Genomic DNA, 22729 nt, shown 5'->3' with positions numbered 1-22729 from the left:
CCCGGAACACGCCCCCACCCCGCGCCCTCCCCCGGCGCCCCTCCCCCCTACGCGCCCCTCAGCGCCCGCGCCCGGCCGCGCCCCGCGCCGCGATGGTCCGGGTCGGCGGCCCGCGGAGGCCGCCGGCCCGGACCGCGGCGTCACCCGATCCCTAGCCGCAGGGGATGACGGAGCGGACGGGCTGCCAGTCGCCCGTGGAGTCCGAGCTGTAGGGCACCGGCGTCCGGTAGATCAGGGTGCCGTTGGGGTTGTACATCCTGGCCCGGCGGCTCTCCAGGCCGCGGGTCTGGTCGTTGACCCAGGAACCGCCCCTCCCCCAGGTGGACACGTAGTACCTCGTCCCGCACTGCCACATCCGGATGATGGTCCCGCGGAAGCCCGACTCCTTGTAGGCGCAGAAGTTCCCCGACACGCCCGGAGTGTCCAGACACGGGTCGGCGACGACGCGCGTCCCGTCGCCGGAGGCGAAGTCGCGCGGGCGGGCCTCGCCGGGCAGGGCGACGAGGACCTCGCCCCTGCCGTCGAGGTCGATCTTGTTGAGCGCGACCTGGGTCCCGCCCATCCCCTTCAGATAGCCGTTCACCTCCGACTGCAGCGCGGTGGTCTGCGCACGGGTCAGCTGCGCGGACTCGGCCTGCCGGGCGAAGCGCGAGGCCTCCGGCGCCGCCGATCCCGCCTCGGCCGTGCCCACGCCCGTGGCGAGCATGAGCAACCCGCCTGCCGCCGCGATGGCGACGCGGCTCCTGGTGACTGCCATGTCTTTCCCCCTGCCTTCTCGCGGCTCTCCGCCGCGGCCGCCGCCCTTCGCGGCGCCGAGGGAAGACTCCCACCGGGGCAAGGTCACTTCGTCAGTCCAGGAGTTGAGCCCGGGTAAACCCTCGCGGTAAGCGCCTCGCGGGACGGCGGGCCGAGGCCGGCCGGGCAGGCCGCGGACGGACACGGGCCGGGGTGCGGGCAGCCGTGAAGGCCACCCGCACCCCGCCCCCGTCCCCGGCCCTCGCCGGGGCCTTCAGGACTCGGCGATGGCGCGGGCCAGGACCTCGTCCAGGACGCGGGCGGTGGTCTCCACGTCGTAGGTGGAGTTGTCGATGATCGGGAGGCCCGAGCCGTACCAGCCGACCATCCGGCCGTGGATGCCGGCGACCTCCTCGTCGGAGAGGCGGCGGTTGCCGCTGCGCTCGGCGTTGCGCTCCAGGACGATCTCCAGGCCGGGCAGCAGGACCACGGGGAGGAGTCCCGGGCCGACGTGGCGCTTCCAGCCGCCGAGGCCGACGACCGGGCGGTCGGGGAAGACGGCGTCGTCCAGGATGCAGGAGATGCCGTTGGCCAGGAAGTTGCGGGCGGCGAAGCCGCAGGTGCGGCGGGCGAGGCGGTACTGCGCCTCGGACTGGTCGTTCCAGCCGGACTGCGGGTCGGCGAAGCCGGAGCACACCCATTCGCGGACGTCGTCCAGGCTGATGTGCGCCGTGGGCACCTGCCGGCCGGCCGCCCAGTGCCGGGCGACGGTGGTCTTGCCCGCGCCGGCCGGGCCGATCAGCAGCACGGCGAGGGTGGCGGTGCCGGTGGACGGGCCGGTGGGCGGCGGGAGGGGGAGGGCGACCGGGGCGGCGGGGGCCAGTCGGTAGTCCCCGGTGGGCTCGGTGGAGGCCGGCGGCGTCCACTGCGGGGAGGCAGGGGGCTGCGCGGGCGGCGGGGGCGGGGCGGAGGGCGCCGGGCCGGGGGGCGGGGCGGGGACGCCGGCCGGGGGGAGGGGCACTCCGGGCGGGGTCGCGGGCTGCGGGCCGGGCCGGCCGGCCCAGTCGTGGGCCGCGTACCCCGGCTGGTGGGGCGGCGGCAGCGGGGCCCCCACTGCGTGCTGCATCCGGTCCACTTTCGTCTCGTACGGCTGACACTCGGGCGTCCGTTCGGACGGCCCGTCACCGAACCGTACCGTCCCCGCCCTTCACCGGTGGCAACGGCCGGGGGGCGGGGAAGGTGCCCGGGGGGGGCGGGTCAGCCGTCGAGCTCCTCGGCGAGGGCGCGCAGGGCGAGCCGGTAGGAGCCGATGCCGAAGCCGGCCACCGTGCCGCTGGCCACCGCGGCGATCACCGAGGTGTGCCGGAACTCCTCGCGGGCGTACGGGTTGGAGATGTGCACCTCGATCAGCGGGGCGGTGCGCTGGGCGGCCGCGTCCCGCATGGCGTACGAGTAGTGCGTGAACGCCCCGGGGTTGATGACCACCGGCAGCGAGCCGTCGGCGGCCTCGTGCAGCCAGCGCACCAGCTCGCCCTCGTCGTTGGTCTCCCGGACCTCGACGTCGAAGCCCAGTTCCTTGCCGAGGGTCTGGCAGGCGTCGACCAGTCCGGCGTAGGAGGTGGCGCCGTAGACGTCGGGCTCCCGGGAGCCGAGCCGGCCGAGGTTGGGGCCGTTGAGGACCAGCACCCGGCGGCTCACGCCGAGACCTCGCCGTAGGCGGCGACCAGCACGGCCGGGTCGGGGCCCTCCAGGACGGTGGGCCGGGCCAGGCCGTCCAGCACGATGAAGCGCAGCAGGTCGCCGCGGGACTTCTTGTCCACCTTCATGGTCTGCAGCAGCTTGGGCCACTGGTCGCCGCGGTAGGTGAGCGGCAGCCCCACGGACTCCAGCACCGCGCGGTGCCGGTCGGCGGTGGCGTCGTCCAGCCGCCCGGCCAGCCGGCCCAGCTCGGCGGCGAAGACCATGCCGACGGAGACCGCGGCGCCGTGCCGCCACTTGTAGCGCTCGTTCTTCTCGATGGCGTGCGCCAGGGTGTGGCCGTAGTTGAGGATCTCCCGGAGCCCGGACTCCTTGAGGTCGCTGGAGACCACCTCGGCCTTGACCCGGATGGACCGCTCGATCAGCTCGGCGGTGTGCGGCCCGGCCGGGGTGCGGGCGGCGGCCGGGTCGGCCTCGATGAGGTCCAGGATGGCCGGGTCGGCGATGAACCCGGCCTTGATGATCTCGGCCAGCCCGCTCACGTAGTCGTTGACCGGCAGCGACTCCAGCGCGGCCAGGTCGCAGAGCACCCCGGCCGGCGGGTGGAAGGCGCCGACCAGGTTCTTGCCCTCGGCGGTGTTGATGCCGGTCTTGCCGCCGACGGCCGCGTCCACCATGCCGAGCACGGTGGTCGGTACGGCGATCCAGCGCACCCCGCGCAGCCAGCTGGCCGCGACGAAGCCGGCCAGGTCGGTGGTGGCCCCGCCGCCCACGCCCACGATGACGTCGCTGCGGGTGAAGCCGGTCTGGCCGAGCGCCTTCCAGCAGTAGGCGGCGACCTCGGCGGTCTTGGCCTCCTCGGCGTTGGGCACCTGCACGGCGACCGCCTCGAAGCCCTGGTCGGCGAGGTCTGCGCGCAGCGCCTCGCCGGTCTCGGCCAGCGCCTCGGGGTGGATCACGGCGACCCGCTTGGCGCCCGGGCCGATCAGCCCGGCCAGCTCGCCCAGGAGCTGCCGGCCGACCAGCACCTCGTAGGCGTCGGTGCCGGCCGTGCCGCCGACCTGGATACGGGTGACGGCGGAACCGGTCGCGGTTTCGGTCTGGTCGGTCATACGTCCTTCAGCTCCAGTGCGTCGAGGATCGCCTGCGCGACCTCGTCGGGCGTCCGCTCGTCGGTGGCGACCACGACCCGGGCCACCTCGGTGTAGAGGTGGCGGCGGGCGTCCATCAGTTCGCGCCACTGGCGGCGGGGGTTGACGGCGAGCAGCGGGCGGGCGGCGCCGAGGCCGACCCGCCGTACCGCCTCCTCGACGTCCATCGAGAGGTAGGCGACCGGCCGGCCGGCCAGCAGGGCGCGGGTGCCGGGGTCCAGCACCGCCCCGCCGCCGAGGGCGAGCACACCCGGGTGCTCGGCGAGGGCGGCGGCCACCGCGGCCCGCTCCAGGGCGCGGAAGTGCTCCTCCCCCTCGTCCAGGAAGATGTCGGAGATCTCCCGGCCCTGGGCGGCGACGATGTCGGCGTCGGTGTCCCGGTAGGGCGCGCCGAGCCGTTCGGCCAGCAGCGCGCCCACCGTGGACTTGCCGGAGCCCATCGGCCCGACCAGCACGATCAGCGGGCCGCTGCTCACCGGATGCGCAGGTGGTCGAGGTAGGAGGTGACGTTGCGCCGGGTCTCGGCCACGCTGTCGCCGCCGAACTTCTCGGCGACCGCGTCGGCGAGGACCAGGGCGACCATCGCCTCGGCGACGATTCCGGCGGCCGGCACCGCGCAGACGTCGGAGCGCTGGTGGTGGGCGGCGGCCTCCTCACCGGTGGCGACGTCGATGGTCTTCAGGGCGCGCGGCACGGTGGCGATGGGCTTCATCGCGGCCCGCACCCGCAGCAGCTCACCGGTGGTCAGCCCGCCCTCGGTGCCGCCGGAGCGGCCGGAGGAGCGGCGCACGCCCTCGTCGGTGGCGATGATCTCGTCATGGGCCTGGGAGCCGGGGACGCGGGCCAGCTCGAAGCCGTCGCCGACCTCCACGCCCTTGATGGCCTGGATGCCCATCAGCGCGGCGGCCAGCCGGGCGTCCAGGCGGCGGTCCCAGTGGACGTGCGAGCCGAGGCCGACCGGCACCCCGTACGCCAGCACCTCGACCACCCCGCCGAGGGTGTCGCCGTCCTTGTGGGCCTGGTCGATCTCGGCCACCATCGCCTTGCTCGCGTCGGCGTCCAGGCAGCGCACCGGGTCGGCGTCCAGCTTCTCCACGTCGGCCGGGGCCGGGTAGACGCCGTAGGGGGCCTTGGCCGCGGCCAGCTCCACCACATGGGAGACGATCTCGATGCCCGCGGTCTCCTTGAGGTAGGAGCGGGCGACCGCGCCGAGCGCGACCCGGGCCGCGGTCTCCCGGGCGGAGGCGCGCTCCAGCACCGGGCGGGCCTCGTCGAAGCCGTACTTCTGCATCCCGGCGAGGTCGGCGTGGCCGGGGCGGGGGCGGGTCAGCGGGGCGTTGCGGGCGGACTCGGCGAGCTCGGCCGGGTCGACCGGGTCGGCCGCCATGACCTTCTCCCACTTGGGCCACTCGGTGTTGCCGACCATCACGGCGACCGGGGAGCCCATGGTGAGGCCGTGCCGTACGCCGCCGAGGAAGGTGACCTCGTCGCGCTCGAACTTCATCCGGGCACCGCGCCCATAGCCCAGGCGCCGGCGGGCCAGGTGGTCCGCCACCATCTCCGTGGTGATCGGCACGCCGGCCGGAAGGCCCTCCAGCGTCGCCACCAGTGCGGGGCCGTGGGACTCCCCCGCGGTCAGCCAGCGCAACCTGCTCAACGGTGCTCCTCGTGTTCGCGCCTCGACTGCGACGGCGCGACCGGGTGCGCGGCCCTGGCCCGCCTCCCCTGATCCTCCCACGGCGCGCGGCGGTGTCCGAATGCCGGTCCAGCAGGCGGGACGGGGAATTCAGCGCGAGCCCAGCGCCCTCTCGCCGGCCGCGCGCATCACCGCGAGCGGGGCGGGGGCCTTGCCGGTCATCTGCTCCACCTGCAGCACTGCCTGGTGGACGAGGAGGTCCAGCCCGCCGAGTACGGCTTCGCCGCGGGCCGACCAGGCGGCGGCCAGGGCGGTGGGCCAGGGGTGGTAGAGCACGTCGAAGAGGGTGCCGACTGTGTCAGGTACGGCGGCTGCGAGGGCGTCGGTGGCCCCGGCCGGGGTGGTGGCGACGACCAGCGGCTCGGCGAGGGCCCGCTCGGCGTCCTCCCAGGGGGCGGTGCGCACCCGCACCCCCAGCCGCTCCCCCCAGCCGAGCATCTCCTCGGCGCGGGCCCGGCTGCGGACGTAGGCGGTGACCGGCCCGGCGCATATCTTGGCCAGCGCGGCGAGCGCGGAGGAGGCGGTGGCCCCGGCGCCCAGCACCGCGGCGGACGGCACGCCCTCCACCCCGCGTTCGCGCAGTGCGGCGATCAGTCCGGGGATGTCGGTGTTGTCGCCGGTGCGGCGCCCGTCGGAGCGGAGCACCACGGTGTTGACGGCCTCCACGGAGGCGGCGGTCTCGCTGATCTCGTCCAGCAGGGGTATGACGGCCCGCTTGAGCGGCATGGTCAGCGACAGCCCGCCCCAGCTGCCGTCCAGCCGCTCGATGAACCCGGGCAGCGCGGCCTCGTCCACCTCGTGGGCCTCGTAGCTCCAGTGGTGCAGGCCCAGGTCGGCGTAGGCGGCGCGGTGCAGCACCGGGGAGAGCGAGTGGGCGATCGGCGAGCCGAGGACGGCGGCGCGGCGGGCCGTCATTCGTCGTCCTTCTTCCGTTCCTTCTCGTACTCGGCCCGGTTCCTCTCGTGCTCGGCGTTGGTGACGGCGAACAGGGTCTTCTCCGAGTTGATGGAGACGAAGTAGTACCAGGGGCCGGGGGTGGGCTTGAGCGCCGAGTGCAGCGCCTCGCCGCCGGGGTTGCTGATCGGGCCGGGCGGCAGCCCCTTGACGTTGTAGGTGTTGTACGGGTCGTCGATCTTGCGGAGGTCGTCGACGGCGCCGATGTCCAGGGTGCTGGAGGCCTTGAGGTAGTTGACCGTGGAGTCGAACTCCAGCCGGCCGACGGTCTCCATGTTCTCCGGCTTGAGCCGGTTGTAGACGACCCGCGCCACCTTGTCGAAGTCGTGCTTGTACTTGCCCTCGACCTGGACCAGGCTGGCGACCGTGACCAGGTCGAAGGGCGATTTGAGCCCCAGCTTGGACGCCTGGCCCTCGACGTCGGCCTTGGCGTACTCGGTGTTGGCGCGGGTGACCATCTTGCGCAGGACGGCCTCCGGCTTGCTGCCCTTGGCCACCGGGTAGGACGACGGGAAGAGGAAGCCCTCCAGCGGGTCCTTGACGCCCTGGCGCTGCCTGGCCCACTCGGGCAGGCCGAGGTCGGCGCCCTGCTCCTTGGCGACCTTGGCGGTGGTGCCGGCCTTCAGGTCGAGCCGGGTGTCGATGGCCTTGTAGATGTCGACGTTCCGCATGCCCTCGCGGAAGATCATGTTGTTCCGGCTGGCGTCGCTGAGCATCAGGGTGACCGCGGCCTTGCCGGACATCTCCTTCTTCAGGAGGTAGCTGCCCTCCTGGATGGAGGTGCCGCGCGGGTTGTCGCCCTGGGCGCGGATGAAGGCGTCGACGCTCTTGACCACGCCCTCGCGTTTGAGGATCTGGCCGATCTGGGCGCCGGTGGCGCCCTTGGGGATCTCCACCTGGACCTCGCCGGCCCCGTCGCCCGCGAAGTCCTCGATCTGGCCGCGGCCCTGCCAGAACTGGTAGCCGAAGTAGGTGACGCCGCCGGCGCCGCCGAGCAGCACCAGGGCGACGAAGGAGCAGGCCAGCCCGTTGCGGCTCTTCTTTTTCTTCTTCGGCTGGCGCCGCCCGCCGCCGGGCGCACCGGCCGGCTCGTCGTCGTCACCGTCATCGGCGCCGCCGCCACCGCCGTAGCGGTCGCCCCGGCCGTCGTCCCGGTCGTCGTCGCCGTCGGAGAAGAAGGGGTGCGGGTCCTCGTCCCGGGGCGCGGCCTCGGGCGCCGGGGCCTGGCGGTGGCCGGGGGGCTGCGGCGGCGGGTACGCCTCGGGGGTGCCGTAGAGGTCCGGGGTCCCGCCGGTGGCGTACGGGTCGGGGGCGGCCGCGTAGAGGTCGGCGACGGCCGGGGCGGGCGCCGCGTAGGGCATCGCCGTCTGCCGCCCGGTGTCCCAGCCCCCGTAGCCCTGCTGGGCCGCGTGCGGGTCGCCGTACCCCTGCGACGGGTACTGCTGCTGGGGGTAGCCCTGCTGCTCGCCGTAGCCCTGCTGCTGGGGGTATCCGCCCTGGTCACCGTAGTGCTGCCCGGCGTAGCCCTGCTGCTCGCCGTACTGCTGCTGGTCGCCGTAGCCCTGCGGCTGCTGCCCGTAAGGGTCCTGGGAGCCGTCGCCGTACTGGCCCTGCGCGTGCTGGTGGTAGGCCGCCTGCTGACCTTCCCACCCCTGGTCCCGGTGGGCCGGGTCCTCGGGGTGCCACGGTTCGGAGCCGTGGCTCCGGCCATAATCAGTCATCGATCCCCAAACAGCCGCGAGGCGTCCGGACGATCCGCCTCTACGTCGTGCACAGCGGATGTTCGAACGCCGCCGCGTCGCGCGGAACGTTACCGTACCGCGATCAGATGACCACTTCGACGCTCTCTCCGGGCGGATTACCCGATACCCGTTCGGACTCAAGAGCGTTCTGAAGGATGATCACAGCGGCCGCCTGGTCGATGACGGAGCGACCCTTCTTGGAGTTCACGCCGGAGGACCGCAGCCGCTGGCCGGCCGTGACGGTGGTCATCCGCTCGTCCACCAGCCGGACCGGGACCGGGGCGACGCCCTGGGCCAGGGTGCGGGCGAAGGCGCGGACCTTGGCCGCGGCCGGACCCTCGCGCCCGCTGAGCGAGCGCGGGAGCCCGACGACGATCTCCAGCGGTTCGTACTCCGCCACGATCAGCCGCAGCCGCCGGTGGGCGGCCGGGACATCGCGTCCCGGCACGGTCTCCACCGGGGTGGCGAGGACCCCGTCGGGGTCGCAGGAGGCGACCCCGATCCGGGCGTCCCCGACGTCGATCGCGAGGCGGCGGCCGCGTCGCATCAGGCCGTCTCGCCGACGAGCCGCTCGACGGCGGCGATGGCGTCGCCGATGGCGTCCGGGTTCTGCCCGCCGCCCTGGGCCACGTCCGGCTTGCCGCCGCCCCCGCCGCCGAGGGTCTTGGCGGCGGTGCGGACCAGGTCGCCGGCCTTCAGGCCGCGCTCACGGGCGGCCTCGTTGGTGGCGATCACGGTCAGCGGGCGGCCGCCCGCGGTGGTGAACAGGGCGACCACCGCCGGGCGGTCGCCCGGGATGCGGCCGCGCACGTCCAGCACCAGCTTGCGCAGGTCGTCGGCGGAGGTGCCGTCCGGGACCTGCCCGGTGACCAGGGCGGTGCCCCGGACGTCCTGGGCGCCCTGGGCCAGGCCGGCGGCGGCCTGGAGGACCTTCTCGGCGCGGAACCGCTCGATCTCCTTCTCGGCCTCCCGGAGCTTGCCGAGCATGCCGGCGATCTTCTCCGGCAGCTCCTCGGAGCGACCCTTGACCAGCTCCTGGAGCTGGGCGACGACCGTGTGCTCCTTGGCGAGGAAGTTATAGGCGTCCACGCCGACCAGGGCCTCGATCCGGCGCACCCCGGAGCCGATGGAGGACTCGCCGAGCAGCTTCACCAGGCCGAGCTGGCTGGTGTTGCCGACGTGGGTGCCGCCGCACAGCTCCTTGGAGAAGTCGCCGATGGTGACGACCCGGACCCGCTCGCCGTACTTCTCGCCGAACTCGGCGATGGCGCCCTGCTTCTTGGCCTGCTCCAGGCTCATCACCTCGGCCTGGACGTCCAGCTCGCGGGAGAGCACCTCGTTGATCTTCTGCTCGACGTCGGTGAGCACCGTGCCGGGGACGGCGGCGGGCGAGCCGAAGTCGAAGCGGAAGCGGCCCGGGGAGTTCTCCGAGCCGGCCTGGGCGGCGGTGGGGCCGAGGGCGTCGCGCAGCGCCTGGTGGGTGAGGTGGGTGGCGCTGTGGGCGCGGGCGATGGCCTGGCGGCGGCGCCGGTCGATGGCGGCGTAGCCGGAGGCGCCCACGGTGACCTCGCCGACCTGCACGGCTCCCTTGTGCACGGAGACACCGGGGACCGGCTGCTGGACGTCGCGGATCTCGATGACGGCGCCGGAGTCCAGCCGGATGCGGCCGGTGTCGGCGAGCTGGCCGCCGCCCTCGGCGTAGAACGGGGTGCGGTCCAGGACGACCTCGACCTCGTCGCCCTCGGTGGCGGCCGGCGCGGGCAGGCCGTTGACCAGCAGGCCGACGACGGTGGTCTCGCCCTCCAGGACGGCGTAGCCGGTGAACTCGGTGGCGCCGGCGGTGTCGGCGATCTCGCGGTAGGCGGAGACGTCGGCGTGGCCGGTCTTCTTGGCCTTGGCGTCGGCCTTGGCGCGCTCCCGCTGCTCCTTCATCAGGCGGCGGAAGCCGTCCTCGTCCACGGTGAGGCCCTGTTCGGCGGCCATCTCCAGGGTGAGGTCGATGGGGAAGCCCCAGGTGTCGTGGAGCAGGAAGGCCTGGTCGCCGGAGAGCACGGTGCCGCCGGCGGCCTTGGTGTCGGTGACGGCGGTGTCCAGGATGTTGGTGCCGCCGCGCAGGGCCTTGAGGAAGGCGGCCTCCTCGGCGAGGGCGACGGCCTCGATCCGGCCGCGCTCGGTGATCAGCTCCGGGTACTGCCGGCCCATGGTGTCGATGACCACGTCGATGAGGTCCTTGACGACCGGCCCGGAGGCGCCCATCAGCCGCATGTTGCGGACGGCGCGGCGCATGATGCGGCGCAGCACGTAGCCGCGGCCCTCGTTGCCGGGGGTGACGCCGTCGCCGATGAGCATCACCGAGGTGCGCATGTGGTCGGCGACCACGCGCATGGAGACGTCGGACTCGTGCTTCTCGCCGTAGCGGACGCCGGTCAGCTCGGTGGCCTTGTCCATGACGACGCGCAGGGTGTCGGTCTCGTACATGTTCCGCACGCCCTGGAGGATCATGGCGAGGCGTTCGAGGCCGAGTCCGGTGTCGATGTTCTTGGACGGCAGGTCGCCGAGGATCGGGAAGTCCTCCTTGCCGTCGCCGGCGCCCCGCTCGTACTGCATGAAGACCAGGTTCCAGATCTCCACGTACCGCTCGTCGTTGACGGCCGGGCCGCCCTCGGGGCCGAACTCGGGCCCGCGGTCGTAGTTGATCTCGGAGCAGGGGCCGCAGGGGCCGGGGACGCCCATGGACCAGAAGTTGTCCTTCTTGCCCAGGCGCTGGATGCGCTCGGCGGGGACGCCGACCTTCTCGCGCCAGATCTGCTCGGCCTCGTCGTCGTCCAGGTAGACGGTGATCCACAGCCGCTCGGGGTCCAGCCCGTAGCCGCCCTGCTCCACGGGCGAGGTCAGCAGCTCCCAGGAGAGCGTGATGGCGCCCTCCTTGAAGTAGTCGCCGAAGGAGAAGTTGCCGCACATCTGGAAGAAGGTGCCGTGCCGGGTGGTCTTGCCGACCTCTTCGATGTCCGGGGTGCGGACGCACTTCTGCACGCTGGTGGCGCGCGGGGCGGGCGGCTTGGCCTCACCGAGGAAGTAGGGCTTGAAGGGCACCATGCCGGCGTTGACCAGCAGCAGAGTCGGGTCGTCCGCGATGAGCGACGCCGAAGGGACGACGGTGTGCCCGCGCTCCTCGAAGAAGCTCAGCCAGCGGCGGCGGATCTCGGCCGACTCCATCAGTGGTCCTCATTCCGGTTGTACGTACGGGGGGTGCGGGTGGTGCGCGGGCGGGCGGGCCGCGCCGGGGCGGGGGGCTCGACGGCCCGGGTGCGCCGGGGCGCCGGCAGCGCCGGGTCCTCCGGGGCGGCCTCCAAGCCCAGTGCCTCACCCAGCTCCGCCTCGCGCTGGAGCATTCCGGCGCGGACGTCGAGGGCGAACTCCCGGAGCCGGTGGCTGGCCTCGACCGCCTTGTCGGCGGCCTGGGCGGCCAGGCTCTCGGGGGTGAGCTGCCTGAGCTTGCGGTTGACCTTGGTGGTGGCCCACACACCGGCGGCGGCACCGGCGGAGAACCAGAAGGTACGGCGGAACATCGTGTGGGTCAGCCCTTCCGCTTGCGGCCCCGGGCGCCCGGCAGCGTACGGCCGGTGATGACCGTGCGCCGGGGCTGCTCGGCCGGCTTGTCGTTCCTGTTGCGGCTGACGGCCTGGCGGACGCCGTAGCCGAAGGCCGCGACCTTGACGAGCGGGCCGCCGAAGGTGGAGGCGACCGTCGTGGAGAGCGCGGAGGCGTTGGAGGTGACCTCCTGGACGTCCGAGGCGATGGCGTCGACCCGCTCCAGCTGGGTCTGCGCGCTGCGTACGGTCTGGGAGGCGTCGCTGAGCAGGGGCACCGCCCGCTCGGTCACCTCGGCCACCAGCCTGGTGGTCGCCCTGAGCGTCTGGGCCAGTCTGACCAGTACCACGGCCAGGAAGGAGACCAGGATCGCCCAGAAGACGGCCACCAGGATGCCGGCCACCTCTCCACCGGTCACTGCGCACCGCTCCTTGCTGTTCGGACGTGCTGTTTCGTGGGTCCGCCCGGGGCCCGGGCCCGCGGGGGCGGGTCTGCTCCCGCGGCCGGCTCGGGGCGCGGGAGACCGTCCATCGAGCCTATCGCGCCCGCGTGGCCGGTCCGCACCGGCTTTTCCGCGCGGACGGCGGCCCCGGGGAAGGGGCGGTCGGGACGGCGCAAGCCCGCCGCTCCGGGAGGGAGCGGCGGGCTTGCGGCACCGCGTGGGTGGGAGTACCGCGCCGGGTCAGCGGGCGTAGTACTCGACGACCAGCTGCTCGTCGCAGATGACCGGGATCTCCTTGCGGTTCGGGTCGCGGTCCAGGCGGAAGGCGAGGGCCTTCAGGTTGACCTGGAGGTAGCGCGGGGTCTCGCCGTCGGGGGCGAAGCCACCCTCACGCGCGACCTGGAACAGGCTCTTGGCACGGCTGCGCTCGCGGACCATCACGACGTCGTCGGGGCGGACGCGGAAGGACGGCTTGTCGACCTTGCCGCCGTTGACCTCGATGTGGCCGTGGACGACCATCTGGCGGGCCTGGTAGATGGTGCGGGCGATGCCCGACCGCAGGACCAGGGCGTCGAGGCGGCGCTCCAGCTCGACCACCAGGGCCTCGCCGGTCTTGCCCTCGGCCTTCTTGGCGCGGTCGTAGGCACGCGCCATCTGGCGCTCGCTGATGTCGTACTGGGCGCGGAGGCGCTGCTTCTCCAGCAGACGGACCTTGTAGTCCGAGTTCTGCTTGCGACCGCGGCCGTGCTCACCCGGCGGGTACGGGCGGGCCTCGAAGTACTTGACGGCCTTCGGCGTCAGGGCGATGCCGAGCGCACGGGACTTCTTGACCTTGGGACGCGACTGGTTAGGCACGTTCTCCAGACCTCCGATATAGGTTAGGTTAGGCTTACCTTAATCAAGGAGATCGCATGTCCAGCCCTGGGAACACCACGCGCATCACAGACGGCAACACGAAAGGCGATGCTCCTGCGCAGGCGCAGCAGGGCATCGACATGACGGAGGTCCGATCAGCTCATGGTCAGCCGCGTCCCAGCGGGCTTGAGATCGCCCGGATGCCGTCAGCAGCCGAACGCACACGAACTCTCGTACAGAGTACATGCTCCGGAGTGCTCATCCTCCCGGGGGTGGACGGCGCCCGTCCCGAGCAGCTGATGCCGGACGCCCGGACCGTGGGCACGGACGGCGAGGTCTTCCTGCTCTTCCCCGCCGACGCCCCGCCGGTGCGCGCGGCCACCCATGCCCAGGACGACGAGCTGCCGGCGGTGCTGGAGCTCACCGACGTCGCCCCGGTGGCGGTGCCCAACCGCATCCGCGGCCGCGCCTGGCTCTCCGGCTGGCTGACCTGCGCCCCGGGGATCGCCACCCCCGGTCAGATGATGCTGCGCCTGGAGGTCGGCGAGGTGCATGTGGACGACCTGTGGGGCGAGGGCTCAGTGGACCCGGACGACTTCGCCTCCAGTGTGCCGGACCCGCTCGCCCCGTACGAGACCGAGCTGCTCCAGCACCTGGCGGCCGCCCACGGCGACCAGGTCCAGGGGCTGAGCACCCTGCTCGGCCAGCGGTCCGCCGACGGCCCCCCGGCAATCCACCGGGTGGTGCCGCTGGCCCTGGACCGGTTCGGGCTGCGGGTGCGCTGCCGGGACCAGGCCGGCCGGCTCTTCGACGCCCGCTTCGACTTCCCCGAGCCGGTCGGCGATGTGCACGGACTGCGCCGCGCGATGCACACCCTCTTCGAGGCCGCCCAGGGCTGAGCCCGGCCCGCCCGCGGTCCCTCTCGCCGCGCGGAGGCCGGTGTCCCGGTCATCCTGCTGGAGCCGCGCTGGCACTGGCGCTGGACGGTGATGAGTCTGACCGCGGTGACGGTGGGGACATCGGGTGCGCTGACGTAGGAGACGACGATCGCGTCGGCTCCGGCGACGGTCACCTCACGGTAGTCCCGTTCGCCGGGCTTGGCCTCCACCGACCCGTGCCCGTAGGGACTGGCGCCGATCGTGGACTTCATGGCCTTGTCCAGCGCGGTGCGGCGCTGGGCGGGGAGCCGTCGGCGGGCGGCATCCGCCTGCGAGGCGTAGGCGATTCTGTAGGCCATCAGGTGGCCTCACCGTCGTGGTCGTCGAGGACGGTGACGCCGGAGTAGTCGCCGGCGCGGAGCCGATCGACCTGTTCGTCCATCTCCTCGATCGCGCCCGGGACGGTGCGCAGGGCCCACATCGCCAGGCGAAGCGGCAGGTCGGGACCCGGGGTGGTACCGATCTCGGTGTCGAACGCGGCCCGCCGGTCCTCGGGGAGGGCAGCGCGGACGTCCGCGATCGTGGACGGCAGCTCCACCTCCTCGTCGTGGACGGTCGTCATCCACCGCTCCGCTGTCTCGTCCACCGCTCTGCCCTCCATACCTGTCTGCGGACCTCTGGCCTTCGGCCGCTCACCGTACGGCGCCCCGGGCGGCCCGCGATCCGGCTCCGGCCGGACTCACCCCTTCGGACGACGAACGGATCCTGGTCATGGTGCTCGTCTGGTCAGCGGCCCCAGTCCTCCTGGCGGAGCCCCAGCCGCAGCAGCGGCGCCCGGGTCCGGGCCGCCATGGCCCACCGGCCCCGGACCCGGGCGCTACGAGCCGGGGCGCGCTGCTCGTCGGCCGCCCCGGGCGGGACCGCCGTACCGCCCCGGTACGCGGAGCGGCACGGGCGGCTCGCGGTGGCGCGGTGCTCCGGCGACCGGCGGACGGCGCTGCTGATCCGGCCGGACGGCTACGCGGCCTGGGCAGCCCAATCCCCCTCCCCCGCTGCCGTGGCGGCGGCCCTCAGGGCCCCTCTGGGCTGAGGCCGCCGCACAGTTCCCGGACCTCGGCCAGCAGGGCCGGGTATCCCTGCCCGCACACGGCCACCGCTGCGGACAGCGCCTTCAGGGCGGCCCGGAGCGGGTCGGCGGCGTCAGCCCGCTCCACGGCGAGGAGGGCCGTGTGCGATGCCGAGAACCGGTGGTCCGAGGTCCCGTGCACACCGCCCGCCATCAGCCCGATGGCCTCCCGAAGCTGGACGTATGCCCTCGCCCGGGCTTCCTCCTCGGCGTGGACGGCGAGTGGGCGGGCAGGACCGAGACGGCGCAGGCCCGCCAGGGCGGGCGCGTCCGGGCGCTCTTCCCGGTGAGCCCCCGCTTCGGGCGGCGGTGCGGCCGCAACGACCGTGCGGTCCGGCACCCGGGGGTCGTCCCGGTCCAGGGCCTCCCCCATGGCCTCCCAGTCGCCGAAGGGCGGCGGGAGCGGACGCCCCTCGGCGAGCGCGGTGAGCGCAGGGGCGACCCAGTCCAGCCCGTCGATCCCGGCGACCTCACAGGCGCGGCGGGCGGCCAGCAGGGCCACCGCGCGCTGGATGTCCGGCCCGGCGTCGTCCAGGGCATGCACCAGAGCGGCGTCGAAGTCGATCAGCGACCGAGCGCTTCCCTCCACCGCGCGTAGGGCAGGGCTCGGCCGTCGCCCTCCCCACTGCTCCCGTTCCTCCTCGGCGAAGCGGGCCCGTTCGGCCTCGGCCCGTTCCTCGGCGGTGGGCGGCGGTGGCTGCTCTCGGGCGAAGCCGTGCCAGTGGGCGGCGATCTCCGAGGTCTGCCGGATCACGCGGTCTGGCTCCGGCGGGGCGGGCCAGAACAGGAGGAGGTAGCGGTCCACCTGGGGCATCCCGCCCCCACGGGTGTCCAGCTCCTTGCCCCGGTCCATGCCGTAGGCGCAGTAGCGCAACCGGTGGTCGGTCGCGGGCAGGCCGAGCGTATGGGAGTCGTGCTCACCCCACACGACCAGGGAGCAGCGCCCGGGCTTCGGAAGTAAGGAGACCTCCACCACGTCCTCCCAGGCCGGGTCGAGCTCTGGGGCACGGTCGTGCACCTCCACCCGGAAGCCCACCCGACCGGTGTGCAGCCCGGTCGTCAGCAACAGCGCCCCGGGTACGGCGGCGCCGCAGAGCCCGGACACCTGCCCGGCGAAGGCCTCGTGGAGCCCCGCGTGGTCCTCCTCGCCGCTCTCCACGAAGAGCTGGCCGTAGTGGACCCACACCTCGCCGCCGACCGGTACGCGCACCAGCCCGTCCCCCCGTTCCTCGGCGGTCTAGCCGCCGGACTCCTCGCCGCGCAGTCGGGCGCGGACCTTCTCCACCACGTCCGCGTACCGCGCCTCCGCGCCGTAGCGGGTCGGTTCGTAGTAGCGCTTGCCGTGCACCGCGTCCGGGGCGTACTGCTGGGCGGCGATGCCGCCGGGGACGTCGTGCGGGTAGACGTAGTCCTGGGCGTGGCCCAGCTTGGCGGCGCCCTTGTAGTGGCCGTCGCGCAGATGCGGCGGGACGGGGCCGGCCAGCCCGGCGCGCAGATCGGCGCGGGCCGCGGATATGGCGGTGGTGGCGGCGTTGGACTTGGGGGCCAGCGCCAGGGCGATGGTGGCGTGGCTGAGAGTGAGGGCGGCCTCGGGGAAGCCGATCATGGCCACGGCCTGCGCGGCGGCGACCGCGAGCGGCAGCGCGGTGGGGTCGGCGAGCCCGATGTCCTCGCTGGCGGAGATCATCAGCCGACGGGCGATGAACCGCGGGTCCTCCCCGGCCTCGATCATCCGGGCCAGGTAGTGCAGGGCCGCGTCCACGTCGGAGCCGCGGATCGACTTGATCAGGGCACTGGCCACGTCGTAGTGCTGGTCGCCGTCCCGGTCGTATTTCACCGCGGCGCGATCCACCGTCTCCTCGACGGTGGCCAGGGTGATCTCCTGCTCCGCCTTGGCGAGCGCGGCCCCGGCGGCGGCCTCCAGGGCGGTCAGCGCCCGGCGGGCGTCGCCCCCGGCGATCCGCAGCAGGTGCGCCTCGGCGTCCTCGGGGAGGGTGACCGCGCCGCCGAGGCCCCGCTCCTCGGTGAGGGCGCGGCGCAGCAGGCCGCGGATGTCCTCGTCGGTGAGGGATTCCAGGGTGAGCAGCAGCGAGCGGGAGAGCAGCGGGGAGATGACCGAGAAGTACGGGTTCTCCGTGGTGGCGGCGATCAGGGTGACCCAGCGGTTCTCCACGGCGGGCAGCAGCGAGTCCTGCTGGGCCTTGCTGAAGCGGTGGATCTCGTCCAGGAAGAGCACCGTCTCGGTGCCGAAGCCGCCGGAGGCGCGGCGGGCGCCGTCGATGACCGCGCGGACCTCCTTGACCCCCGCGGTGATCGCCGACAGCTCCACGAAGCGCTTGTTGGTCGCCTTGGAGACGACATACGCGAGGGTGGTCTTACCGGTGCCCGGTGGGCCCCAGAGGATCACCGAGGACGCCCCGGCCGGTCCGCCCGCTCCGTCGCCGACCAGGCGGCGCAGCGGGGAGCCGGGCTTGAGCAGGTGCTGCTGGCCGACCACCTCGTCCAGGGTGCGCGGGCGCATCCGGACCGCCAGGGGGCTGCTGGTCGGGTCCTTCTCCTGGCGTTCCTCGGCGGCGGCGGTGAAAAGATCGGGCTCCACGCGAGAAAGCCTATGCCAGCCCACTGACAGTCATGCCGGGACGGACGGTCATCCCGGGTGCGGAAGGGCTCAGCCGGTCCAGAAGTCCCACCAGCGGGTCAGGATCAGCATCCCGATCACCCCGATGTGCAGCACCGGCAGCACCCAGGTGAACTCGCCGAAGAAGGACCGCACCCCGGCCGGGGCCGGCAGCAGCCCGTGCCGGATGTTGTGCGAGGTGACGTACCAGAACATCACGATGGTGGCGACCCAGGCCAGCGAGCACCACAGGCACAGCGCGTTGATCTCGTACAGCGACTGGTAGGCCAGCCAGGCGCAGAAGCCCACCCCGAACAGCGTCCCGGCGTTGAACCCGAGCCAGAACCAGCGGCGGAAACCCGCCCCGGCCAGCAGGGCGAAGCCGATGCCCATGACCACGGCGTAGGTCGCCAGGCCGAGCATGGGGTTGGGGAAGCCGAACACCGTGGCCTGTTCGCTCTGCATCACACTGCCGCAGGAGACCACGGGATTGAGGCTGCAACCGGGCGTGAACCCGGGGTCCTCGAGGAGCTTGAACTTGTCGAGGGTGATCACCCACGCCGCCAGCAGCCCCGCCGCGCCGGTCACCAGCAGCATCCAGGCGAACGCCCGACCGGCGCCGACGGTCGCCGGGACGGGGTCGGTGGACTGGTCGTCGACCGTGGCTGTGGTCATCTCGCGGGTGTCCTCACTGCGGGCATACGGAAGGGCGTACGGGGGGGTGTGCGGGGCCGGTCGGGGCTCCGGCTTCGGCTCCGGCCATTCTGCCGCAGAGCGGCCGCCGTCCGCCGTTCGGTGGACATAAGCATGGGCGCGGGCACGGCCCCGTACGGCTGTTTACGGACAGGGGGCCCGGGCGCGCGTCGCACGCGCCCGGGCCCCCTCCTCGTACCGCTCAGACCGTCTGGCGCAGCCGGTCCACGACCTCGGCCAGGGCGACGGCCTGCTGCTCGCCGGACTCCATGTCCTTGAGCTGCGCCACGCCTTCGGCGAGATCCCGCTCACCGGCGACCAGCGCGTAGCGGGCGCCGCTGCGGTGGGCGTTCTTCATGGCGCCCTTGAGGCCCTTGGCGCCGTAGGCGAAGTCGGCGGACACCCCGGCCCGGCGCAGCTCGCTGACGAGGCCGAAGAGCACCCGGCGGGCCTCCTCGCCGAGCGGGACCGCGTAGACGCTGGTGGCGGCGGGCAGGTCGAGGGTGATGCCCTCGGCCTCCAGCGCGAGCACCGTGCGGTCCACGCCGAGCGCCCAGCCGACGGACGGCAGCGCGGGGCCGCCGATCATCTCCGACAGCCCGTCGTAGCGGCCGCCGCCGCCCACCGCGGACTGGGAGCCCAGGCCGTCGTGGACGAACTCGAAGGTGGTGCGGGTGTAGTAGTCCAGCCCGCGGACGAGGCGCTCGTCGTCCTCGTAGGCCACGCCCGCCGCGGTCAGCAGCGCGCGGACCTCCTCGTGGTACGCCGTGCAGGCGTCGCACAGGTGGTCGCGCAGCACCGGGGCGCCGGTCAGCTGCTTCTGGACCTCGGCGCGCTTGTCGTCGAGGACCCGCAGCGGGTTGATCTCGATCCGGCGGCGGGTCTCCTCGTCCAGGTCGAGGCCGCGCAGGAAGGACTGGAGGGCGTCCCGGTAGACCGGGCGGCACTCCTGGTCGCCCAGCGAGTTCAGCAGGATGCGGAACCGCCGCAGGCCCAGCGAGCGGTACGCCTGGTCGGCGAGGATGATCAGCTCGGCATCGAGCGCCGGGTCCTCGGTGCCGATGGCCTCGGCGCCGACCTGCGAGAAGTGGCGGTAGCGGCCCTTCTGCGGGCGCTCGTAGCGGTAGTACGAGCCGGAGTACCAGAGCTTCACCGGCAGGTTGCCGGCCTTGTGGAGGTTGCCCTCCAGGGCGGCGCGGAGCACGGAGGCGGTGCCCTCGGGGCGCAGGGCGAGGCGGTCGCCGCCCTTGGTCTCGAAGGCGTACATCTCCTTGGTGACGATGTCGGTGGACTCGCCGACGCCGCGGGCGAACAGCTCGACGTTCTCGAAGCCGGGGGTCTCGATGTAGCCGTAGCCGGAGGCGCGCAGCGGGGCGGCGATGGCCTCGCGGACGGCGAGGTAGGCCGCGGAGTCGGGCGGCAGCAGGTCGTAGGTGCCCTTGGGGGCCTTGAAGGTGCTCACGGGTGGGTCTTTCCGTCACATTCCTCGTCGGGGAGTGCCGAGCGGGCCTCCCTGGCCGGTCGCCACCTCGCGGAGATACGGGTTGGCGGCGCGCTCACGGCCGATGGTCGTCTGGGGACCGTGTCCGGACAGCACCACGGTCGAGTCGTCGAGCGGCAGGCACACACGGGCCAGCGACGCGAGCATCTCGTCCATGTCACCGCCGGGCAGGTCGGTGCGTCCGATGGAGCCGGCGAAGAGCAGGTCGCCCGAGAAGAGCAGCGGCGGGATGTCCGCCGCCTCGGGCATCTGGAAGGTCACCGACCCCTTGGTATGGCCGGGGGCGTGCGCGACGGTGAGCTCCATGCCGGCCAGCTTCAGCGCGGCGCCGTCGGTCAGCTCGTGGACGTCGTCCGGTTCGCCGACCGTCAGCTCGCCCATGAGCGGCATGCCGATGGAGCGGCCGAGGGCCTTCTCCGGGTCGCTCATCATGTACCGGTCGGCGGGGTGGATCCACGCGGGTACGTCATGGGCGCCGCAGACGGGGACGACGGAGGCCACATGGTCGATGTGGCCGTGGGTGAGGACGACGGCGACGGGCTTGAGCCGGTGCTTGGCGAGTGCTTCCTCGACGCCCTGGGCGGCCTGGTGGCCCGGGTCGATGATCACGCACTCCTCGCCCGCGGCGGGGGCGACCAGATAGCAGTTGGTCCCCCAGGCCCCGGCGGGGAAGCCGGCAATGAGCACGATGGCGTCCTCGGTGGTCGTCGGTTCCGGTCCCGGGCGGTGCCGGGGCGCGTCCGGTCTGGTCAGGACGCCGCGGGAGGAAAGCCTACCGGCGCCGCTCATCGCACAGCGAACCCATATACCGTACGGGCACACCCGGCCAGGACGGGAACAGGTGACCGAGAAGGAGTGACCCGGTGGTCAGCAACGAGCAGCGGCGGCGGCAGCTCGCCAGGGAGAAGTACGAGCGGCAGCGGCAGCGCCGGGAGGAGGCCCGCCGCAAGGCCAAGCGCCGCAACGCGGTGATCGCCGCCGCGCTGGCCGTGGTGGTGGCCGCGGGCGCGACCGCGTACGCGGTGAGCGCGGTGGGCGGGGACGAGGACGACCGGGCGGCCCAGCCGCCGGCCGCCTCGGACAGTCCCGCGCCGAGCGAGTCGTCCTCGCCGGAGCCCAGGCTCGCGGTGGACGCCAAGGCCGCCTACACCATGAAGCTGGCGACCAACCGCGGTGACATCTCGATCGCCATGGAGGCGGCGAAGACCCCGCGCACGGTGAACTCCTTCCAGCACCTCGCCGGGAAGAAGTTCTTCGACGGCTCGCCCTGCCACCGGCTCACCACCAAGGGCATCTTCGTGCTCCAGTGCGGCTCGCCGAAGGGCGCCCCGGACGGCGGCCCAGGCTACACCATCCCGGACGAGAACCTGGCCTCGCTGGGCAAGGCGGGCAAGGACGGCAAGGTCCTCTTCAAGGCCGGCACGGTGGCGATGGCCAACACCGGGCAGCCGGACTCCGGCGGTAGCCAGTTCTTCCTGGTGTACAAGGACACCAGGCTGGCGCCCTCCTACACCCCGTTCGGGACCATGGACGCGGCCGGGCTGGAGGCGGTGCGGAAGATCGCCGGGGGCGGGGCCGAGGGCACCGCGGGCGACGGCGCGCCCAAGACGGCCGTCACCGTGGAGAAGGCGACCGTGAGCAAGGCGTGAACCGGGGCGGCCGACCGCTGGTGAACCGGCGAATTCGGTCCGTCTCGGTGCGGACAGCCGGGCGGCCGGTCGCCTAGATTGGCGTTGTGCAGGGCGGGCCGTGCCCGCCCGAGGAAACTGTGGACGATGCCGGCGGGTACCACCCGCGGCATCAGGTGGAGGAGGCGCTGTGAGCAGCGACCCGTGGGGCCGCGTCGACGAGACGGGCACCGTGTACGTGCGGACAGCCGACGGTGAGCAGGTCGTCGGATCGTGGCAGGCCGGTTCTCCCGAGGAGGCCCTGGCCTACTTCGAGCGCAAGTACGAGGGACTGGTCGTGGAGATCGGCCTCCTGGAGAAGCGGGTGAAGACCACCGACCTGTCCGCGAAGGACGCGACGGTGGCGATCGACCACATCCGCACGCAGGTGGACGAGCACCACGCGGTGGGCGACCTGGACGCGCTGCGCAAGCGGCTGGACGCGCTGGTGGAGACGGTCGACAAGCGCCGCGAGGAGCGCAAGGTCGCCAAGGCGAAGCAGGCCGGTGAGGCCCGGGAGGCCAAGGAGAGGCTGGTCGCCGAGGCCGAGGAGCTGGCGGCCAGCGAGCAGTGGCGGTCGGCCGGCGAGCGGCTGCGGGCGCTGGTGGACACCTGGAAGGGGCTGCCCCGGCTGGACCGCAAGTCCGACGACGAGCTGTGGCACCGCTTCTCGCACGCCCGCTCGGCGTTCTCCAAGCGGCGCAAGGCGCACTTCGCCTCGCTGGACGCGCAGCGCGAGGAGGCCCGCAAGGCCAAGGAGAAGCTGGTCGCCGAGGCCGAGTCGCTGTCGGGCTCCACGGACTGGGGCGCCACCGCGGCCCGCTACCGGGAGCTGATGACCGACTGGAAGGCCGCGGGCCGGGCCCAGCGCGAGCACGAGGACGATCTGTGGAACCGCTTCCGCGGCGCCCAGGACGTCTTCTTCGCGGCCCGCGGCGAGGTCTTCGCCGAGCGGGACGCGGAGCAGTCGGAGAACCTCAAGCTCAAGGAGGAGCTGGCGACCGAGGCCGAGCGGCTGGTGCCGGTGACGGACCTGAAGGCGGCCCGGGCCGCGTTCCGGGCGGTCAACGAGCGCTGGGAGGCCATCGGCCATGTCCCGCGGGACGCCCGGCCGAAGGTCGAGGGCCGGATGCAGGCGGTGGAGCGGGCGCTCCAGGAGGCCGAGGAGGCCGAGTGGCGCCGCACCAACCCGGAGGCGCGGGCCCGCGCGGCGGGTCTGACCGGTCAGCTCCAGGACGCGGTGGACAAGCTGCAGAAGCAGATCGACACGGCCCGGGCGGCGGGCAACGACGCCAAGGCCGACAAGCTGGCCCGTGAGCTGGAGGGCCGGCAGGCGCTGCTGGACCAGGCGCTCAAGGGGCTCCAGGAGTTCGGCGGCTGATC

General features: G+C 73.3%; 22 protein-coding genes. 3 read left to right on the top strand and 19 right to left on the bottom strand.

From position 1 onward, the window contains the following. Nucleotides 1-151: 151 nt before the first annotated feature. The 13 genes from M1O15_RS26680 to rpsD form a co-directional block, all read right to left on the bottom strand. On the bottom strand, nucleotides 152-757 hold the full coding sequence (locus tag M1O15_RS26680) for a hypothetical protein (protein WP_248636740.1): 606 nt from the start codon (nucleotides 755-757) through the stop codon (nucleotides 152-154). A gap of 252 nt (nucleotides 758-1009) precedes the next feature. Next, a complete protein-coding gene (locus M1O15_RS26675; RefSeq protein ID WP_248636739.1) occupies nucleotides 1010-1861 on the bottom strand; it encodes an AAA family ATPase in 852 nt (283 codons plus the stop codon). Between the two features lie 131 nt (nucleotides 1862-1992). Further along, nucleotides 1993-2433: a type II 3-dehydroquinate dehydratase gene (aroQ, locus tag M1O15_RS26670; protein WP_248636737.1), complete on the bottom strand. Its 441-nt coding sequence runs from the start codon at nucleotides 2431-2433 to the stop codon at nucleotides 1993-1995. Then, complete coding sequence (gene aroB, locus M1O15_RS26665; protein WP_248636736.1) at nucleotides 2430-3545, bottom strand: 3-dehydroquinate synthase; 1116 nt, start codon at nucleotides 3543-3545, stop codon at nucleotides 2430-2432. Before aroB ends, aroQ begins: the two co-directional genes overlap by 4 nt. Further along, nucleotides 3542-4060, bottom strand: a complete 519-nt coding sequence (locus M1O15_RS26660) for a shikimate kinase (protein ID WP_308282405.1) — start codon at nucleotides 4058-4060, stop codon at nucleotides 3542-3544. Before M1O15_RS26660 ends, aroB begins: the two co-directional genes overlap by 4 nt. Further along, nucleotides 4057-5241 (bottom strand): chorismate synthase, encoded by a 1185-nt coding sequence (aroC, locus tag M1O15_RS26655; RefSeq protein WP_248636735.1) that lies wholly within the window; start codon nucleotides 5239-5241, stop codon nucleotides 4057-4059. Before aroC ends, M1O15_RS26660 begins: the two co-directional genes overlap by 4 nt. A 129-nt stretch (nucleotides 5242-5370) precedes the next feature. Continuing rightward, nucleotides 5371-6195, bottom strand: coding sequence for a shikimate dehydrogenase (locus tag M1O15_RS26650; RefSeq protein ID WP_248636734.1), 825 nt, complete (start codon nucleotides 6193-6195; stop codon nucleotides 5371-5373). Then, nucleotides 6192-7955, bottom strand: coding sequence for an endolytic transglycosylase MltG (gene mltG / locus M1O15_RS26645; protein WP_248636733.1), 1764 nt, complete (start codon nucleotides 7953-7955; stop codon nucleotides 6192-6194). The genes M1O15_RS26650 and mltG overlap by 4 nt, the downstream gene beginning before the upstream one ends. A 103-nt stretch (nucleotides 7956-8058) precedes the next feature. After that, complete coding sequence (gene ruvX / locus M1O15_RS26640) at nucleotides 8059-8523, bottom strand: Holliday junction resolvase RuvX (protein WP_248636732.1); 465 nt, start codon at nucleotides 8521-8523, stop codon at nucleotides 8059-8061. Continuing rightward, the gene (gene alaS, locus M1O15_RS26635) at nucleotides 8523-11192 is read right to left on the bottom strand and encodes an alanine--tRNA ligase (protein ID WP_248636731.1); all 2670 of its coding nucleotides are present in this window, start codon (nucleotides 11190-11192) and stop codon (nucleotides 8523-8525) included. The genes ruvX and alaS overlap by 1 nt, the downstream gene beginning before the upstream one ends. Beyond that, entirely contained in the window at nucleotides 11192-11545 is a 354-nt protein-coding gene (locus M1O15_RS26630) for a DUF6167 family protein (protein WP_248636730.1), read from the bottom strand. The genes alaS and M1O15_RS26630 overlap by 1 nt, the downstream gene beginning before the upstream one ends. A gap of 8 nt (nucleotides 11546-11553) precedes the next feature. Continuing rightward, nucleotides 11554-11985, bottom strand: a complete 432-nt coding sequence (locus M1O15_RS26625; protein ID WP_248636728.1) for a DUF948 domain-containing protein — start codon at nucleotides 11983-11985, stop codon at nucleotides 11554-11556. 264 nt (nucleotides 11986-12249) lie between these two features. After that, nucleotides 12250-12864: a 30S ribosomal protein S4 gene (rpsD, locus tag M1O15_RS26620; RefSeq protein WP_105870769.1), complete on the bottom strand. Its 615-nt coding sequence runs from the start codon at nucleotides 12862-12864 to the stop codon at nucleotides 12250-12252. Between the two features lie 200 nt (nucleotides 12865-13064). On the opposite strand from rpsD, the gene M1O15_RS26615 reads away from it, so the two are divergent. Then, a complete protein-coding gene (locus M1O15_RS26615; RefSeq protein WP_248636727.1) occupies nucleotides 13065-13763 on the top strand; it encodes a DUF2470 domain-containing protein in 699 nt (232 codons plus the stop codon). Between the two features lie 337 nt (nucleotides 13764-14100). On the opposite strand, the gene M1O15_RS26610 is transcribed toward M1O15_RS26615, so the two are convergent. The 6 genes from M1O15_RS26610 to M1O15_RS26580 all read right to left on the bottom strand — a co-directional run bounded on the left by M1O15_RS26610 (nucleotide 14101) and on the right by M1O15_RS26580 (nucleotide 20366). Beyond that, on the bottom strand, nucleotides 14101-14388 hold the full coding sequence (locus M1O15_RS26610; RefSeq protein ID WP_248636726.1) for a hypothetical protein: 288 nt from the start codon (nucleotides 14386-14388) through the stop codon (nucleotides 14101-14103). A 424-nt stretch (nucleotides 14389-14812) separates the two neighbouring features. Continuing rightward, nucleotides 14813-16078 carry a hypothetical protein gene (locus tag M1O15_RS31515; protein WP_308282404.1) on the bottom strand — a complete coding sequence of 422 codons (1266 nt, stop codon included), beginning with the start codon at nucleotides 16076-16078 and terminating at the stop codon, nucleotides 14813-14815. A gap of 27 nt (nucleotides 16079-16105) precedes the next feature. Beyond that, nucleotides 16106-17467, bottom strand: coding sequence for a replication-associated recombination protein A (locus tag M1O15_RS26595; protein ID WP_248636725.1), 1362 nt, complete (start codon nucleotides 17465-17467; stop codon nucleotides 16106-16108). 69 nt (nucleotides 17468-17536) lie between these two features. Then, entirely contained in the window at nucleotides 17537-18160 is a 624-nt protein-coding gene (locus tag M1O15_RS26590) for a vitamin K epoxide reductase family protein (RefSeq protein WP_248636724.1), read from the bottom strand. A gap of 220 nt (nucleotides 18161-18380) precedes the next feature. After that, on the bottom strand, nucleotides 18381-19640 hold the full coding sequence (gene hisS, locus M1O15_RS26585) for a histidine--tRNA ligase (RefSeq protein ID WP_248636723.1): 1260 nt from the start codon (nucleotides 19638-19640) through the stop codon (nucleotides 18381-18383). Between the two features lie 15 nt (nucleotides 19641-19655). After that, the gene (locus tag M1O15_RS26580; RefSeq protein WP_248636722.1) at nucleotides 19656-20366 is read right to left on the bottom strand and encodes an MBL fold metallo-hydrolase; all 711 of its coding nucleotides are present in this window, start codon (nucleotides 20364-20366) and stop codon (nucleotides 19656-19658) included. 176 nt (nucleotides 20367-20542) lie between these two features. Here M1O15_RS26580 and M1O15_RS26575 point away from each other — a divergent pair, with 176 nt between their 5' ends. Together M1O15_RS26575 and M1O15_RS26570 are read left to right on the top strand one after the other, a co-directional pair. After that, nucleotides 20543-21328, top strand: coding sequence for a peptidylprolyl isomerase (locus M1O15_RS26575; protein WP_248636721.1), 786 nt, complete (start codon nucleotides 20543-20545; stop codon nucleotides 21326-21328). Between the two features lie 169 nt (nucleotides 21329-21497). Continuing rightward, entirely contained in the window at nucleotides 21498-22727 is a 1230-nt protein-coding gene (locus tag M1O15_RS26570; RefSeq protein WP_248636720.1) for a DUF349 domain-containing protein, read from the top strand. Nucleotides 22728-22729: the final 2 nt, after the last annotated feature.

Source organism: Streptomyces lichenis (assembly GCF_023218175.1).
Taxonomy (GTDB): Bacteria; Actinomycetota; Actinomycetes; order Streptomycetales; family Streptomycetaceae; genus Streptomyces; species Streptomyces lichenis.
Note: the sequence above shows the minus strand (reverse complement) of the source record. Positions and strands in the feature narration are given on the sequence as shown.

Excerpts from the sequence above, each read along its gene's own strand:
- M1O15_RS26680 (WP_248636740.1), bottom strand. The coding sequence starts at position 757 with ATGGCAGTCACCAGGAGCCGCGTCGCCATCGCGGCGGCAGGCGGGTTG.
- M1O15_RS26675 (WP_248636739.1), bottom strand. The coding sequence starts at position 1,861 with ATGCAGCACGCAGTGGGGGCCCCGCTGCCGCCGCCCCACCAGCCGGGG.
- aroB (WP_248636736.1), bottom strand. The coding sequence starts at position 3,545 with ATGACCGACCAGACCGAAACCGCGACCGGTTCCGCCGTCACCCGTATC.
- M1O15_RS26650 (WP_248636734.1), bottom strand. The coding sequence starts at position 6,195 with ATGACGGCCCGCCGCGCCGCCGTCCTCGGCTCGCCGATCGCCCACTCG.
- mltG (WP_248636733.1), bottom strand. The coding sequence starts at position 7,955 with ATGACTGATTATGGCCGGAGCCACGGCTCCGAACCGTGGCACCCCGAG.
- ruvX (WP_248636732.1), bottom strand. The coding sequence starts at position 8,523 with ATGCGACGCGGCCGCCGCCTCGCGATCGACGTCGGGGACGCCCGGATC.
- alaS (WP_248636731.1), bottom strand. The coding sequence starts at position 11,192 with ATGGAGTCGGCCGAGATCCGCCGCCGCTGGCTGAGCTTCTTCGAGGAG.
- M1O15_RS26630 (WP_248636730.1), bottom strand. The coding sequence starts at position 11,545 with ATGTTCCGCCGTACCTTCTGGTTCTCCGCCGGTGCCGCCGCCGGTGTG.
- M1O15_RS26615 (WP_248636727.1), top strand. The coding sequence starts at position 13,065 with ATGCCGTCAGCAGCCGAACGCACACGAACTCTCGTACAGAGTACATGC.
- M1O15_RS26590 (WP_248636724.1), bottom strand. The coding sequence starts at position 18,160 with ATGACCACAGCCACGGTCGACGACCAGTCCACCGACCCCGTCCCGGCG.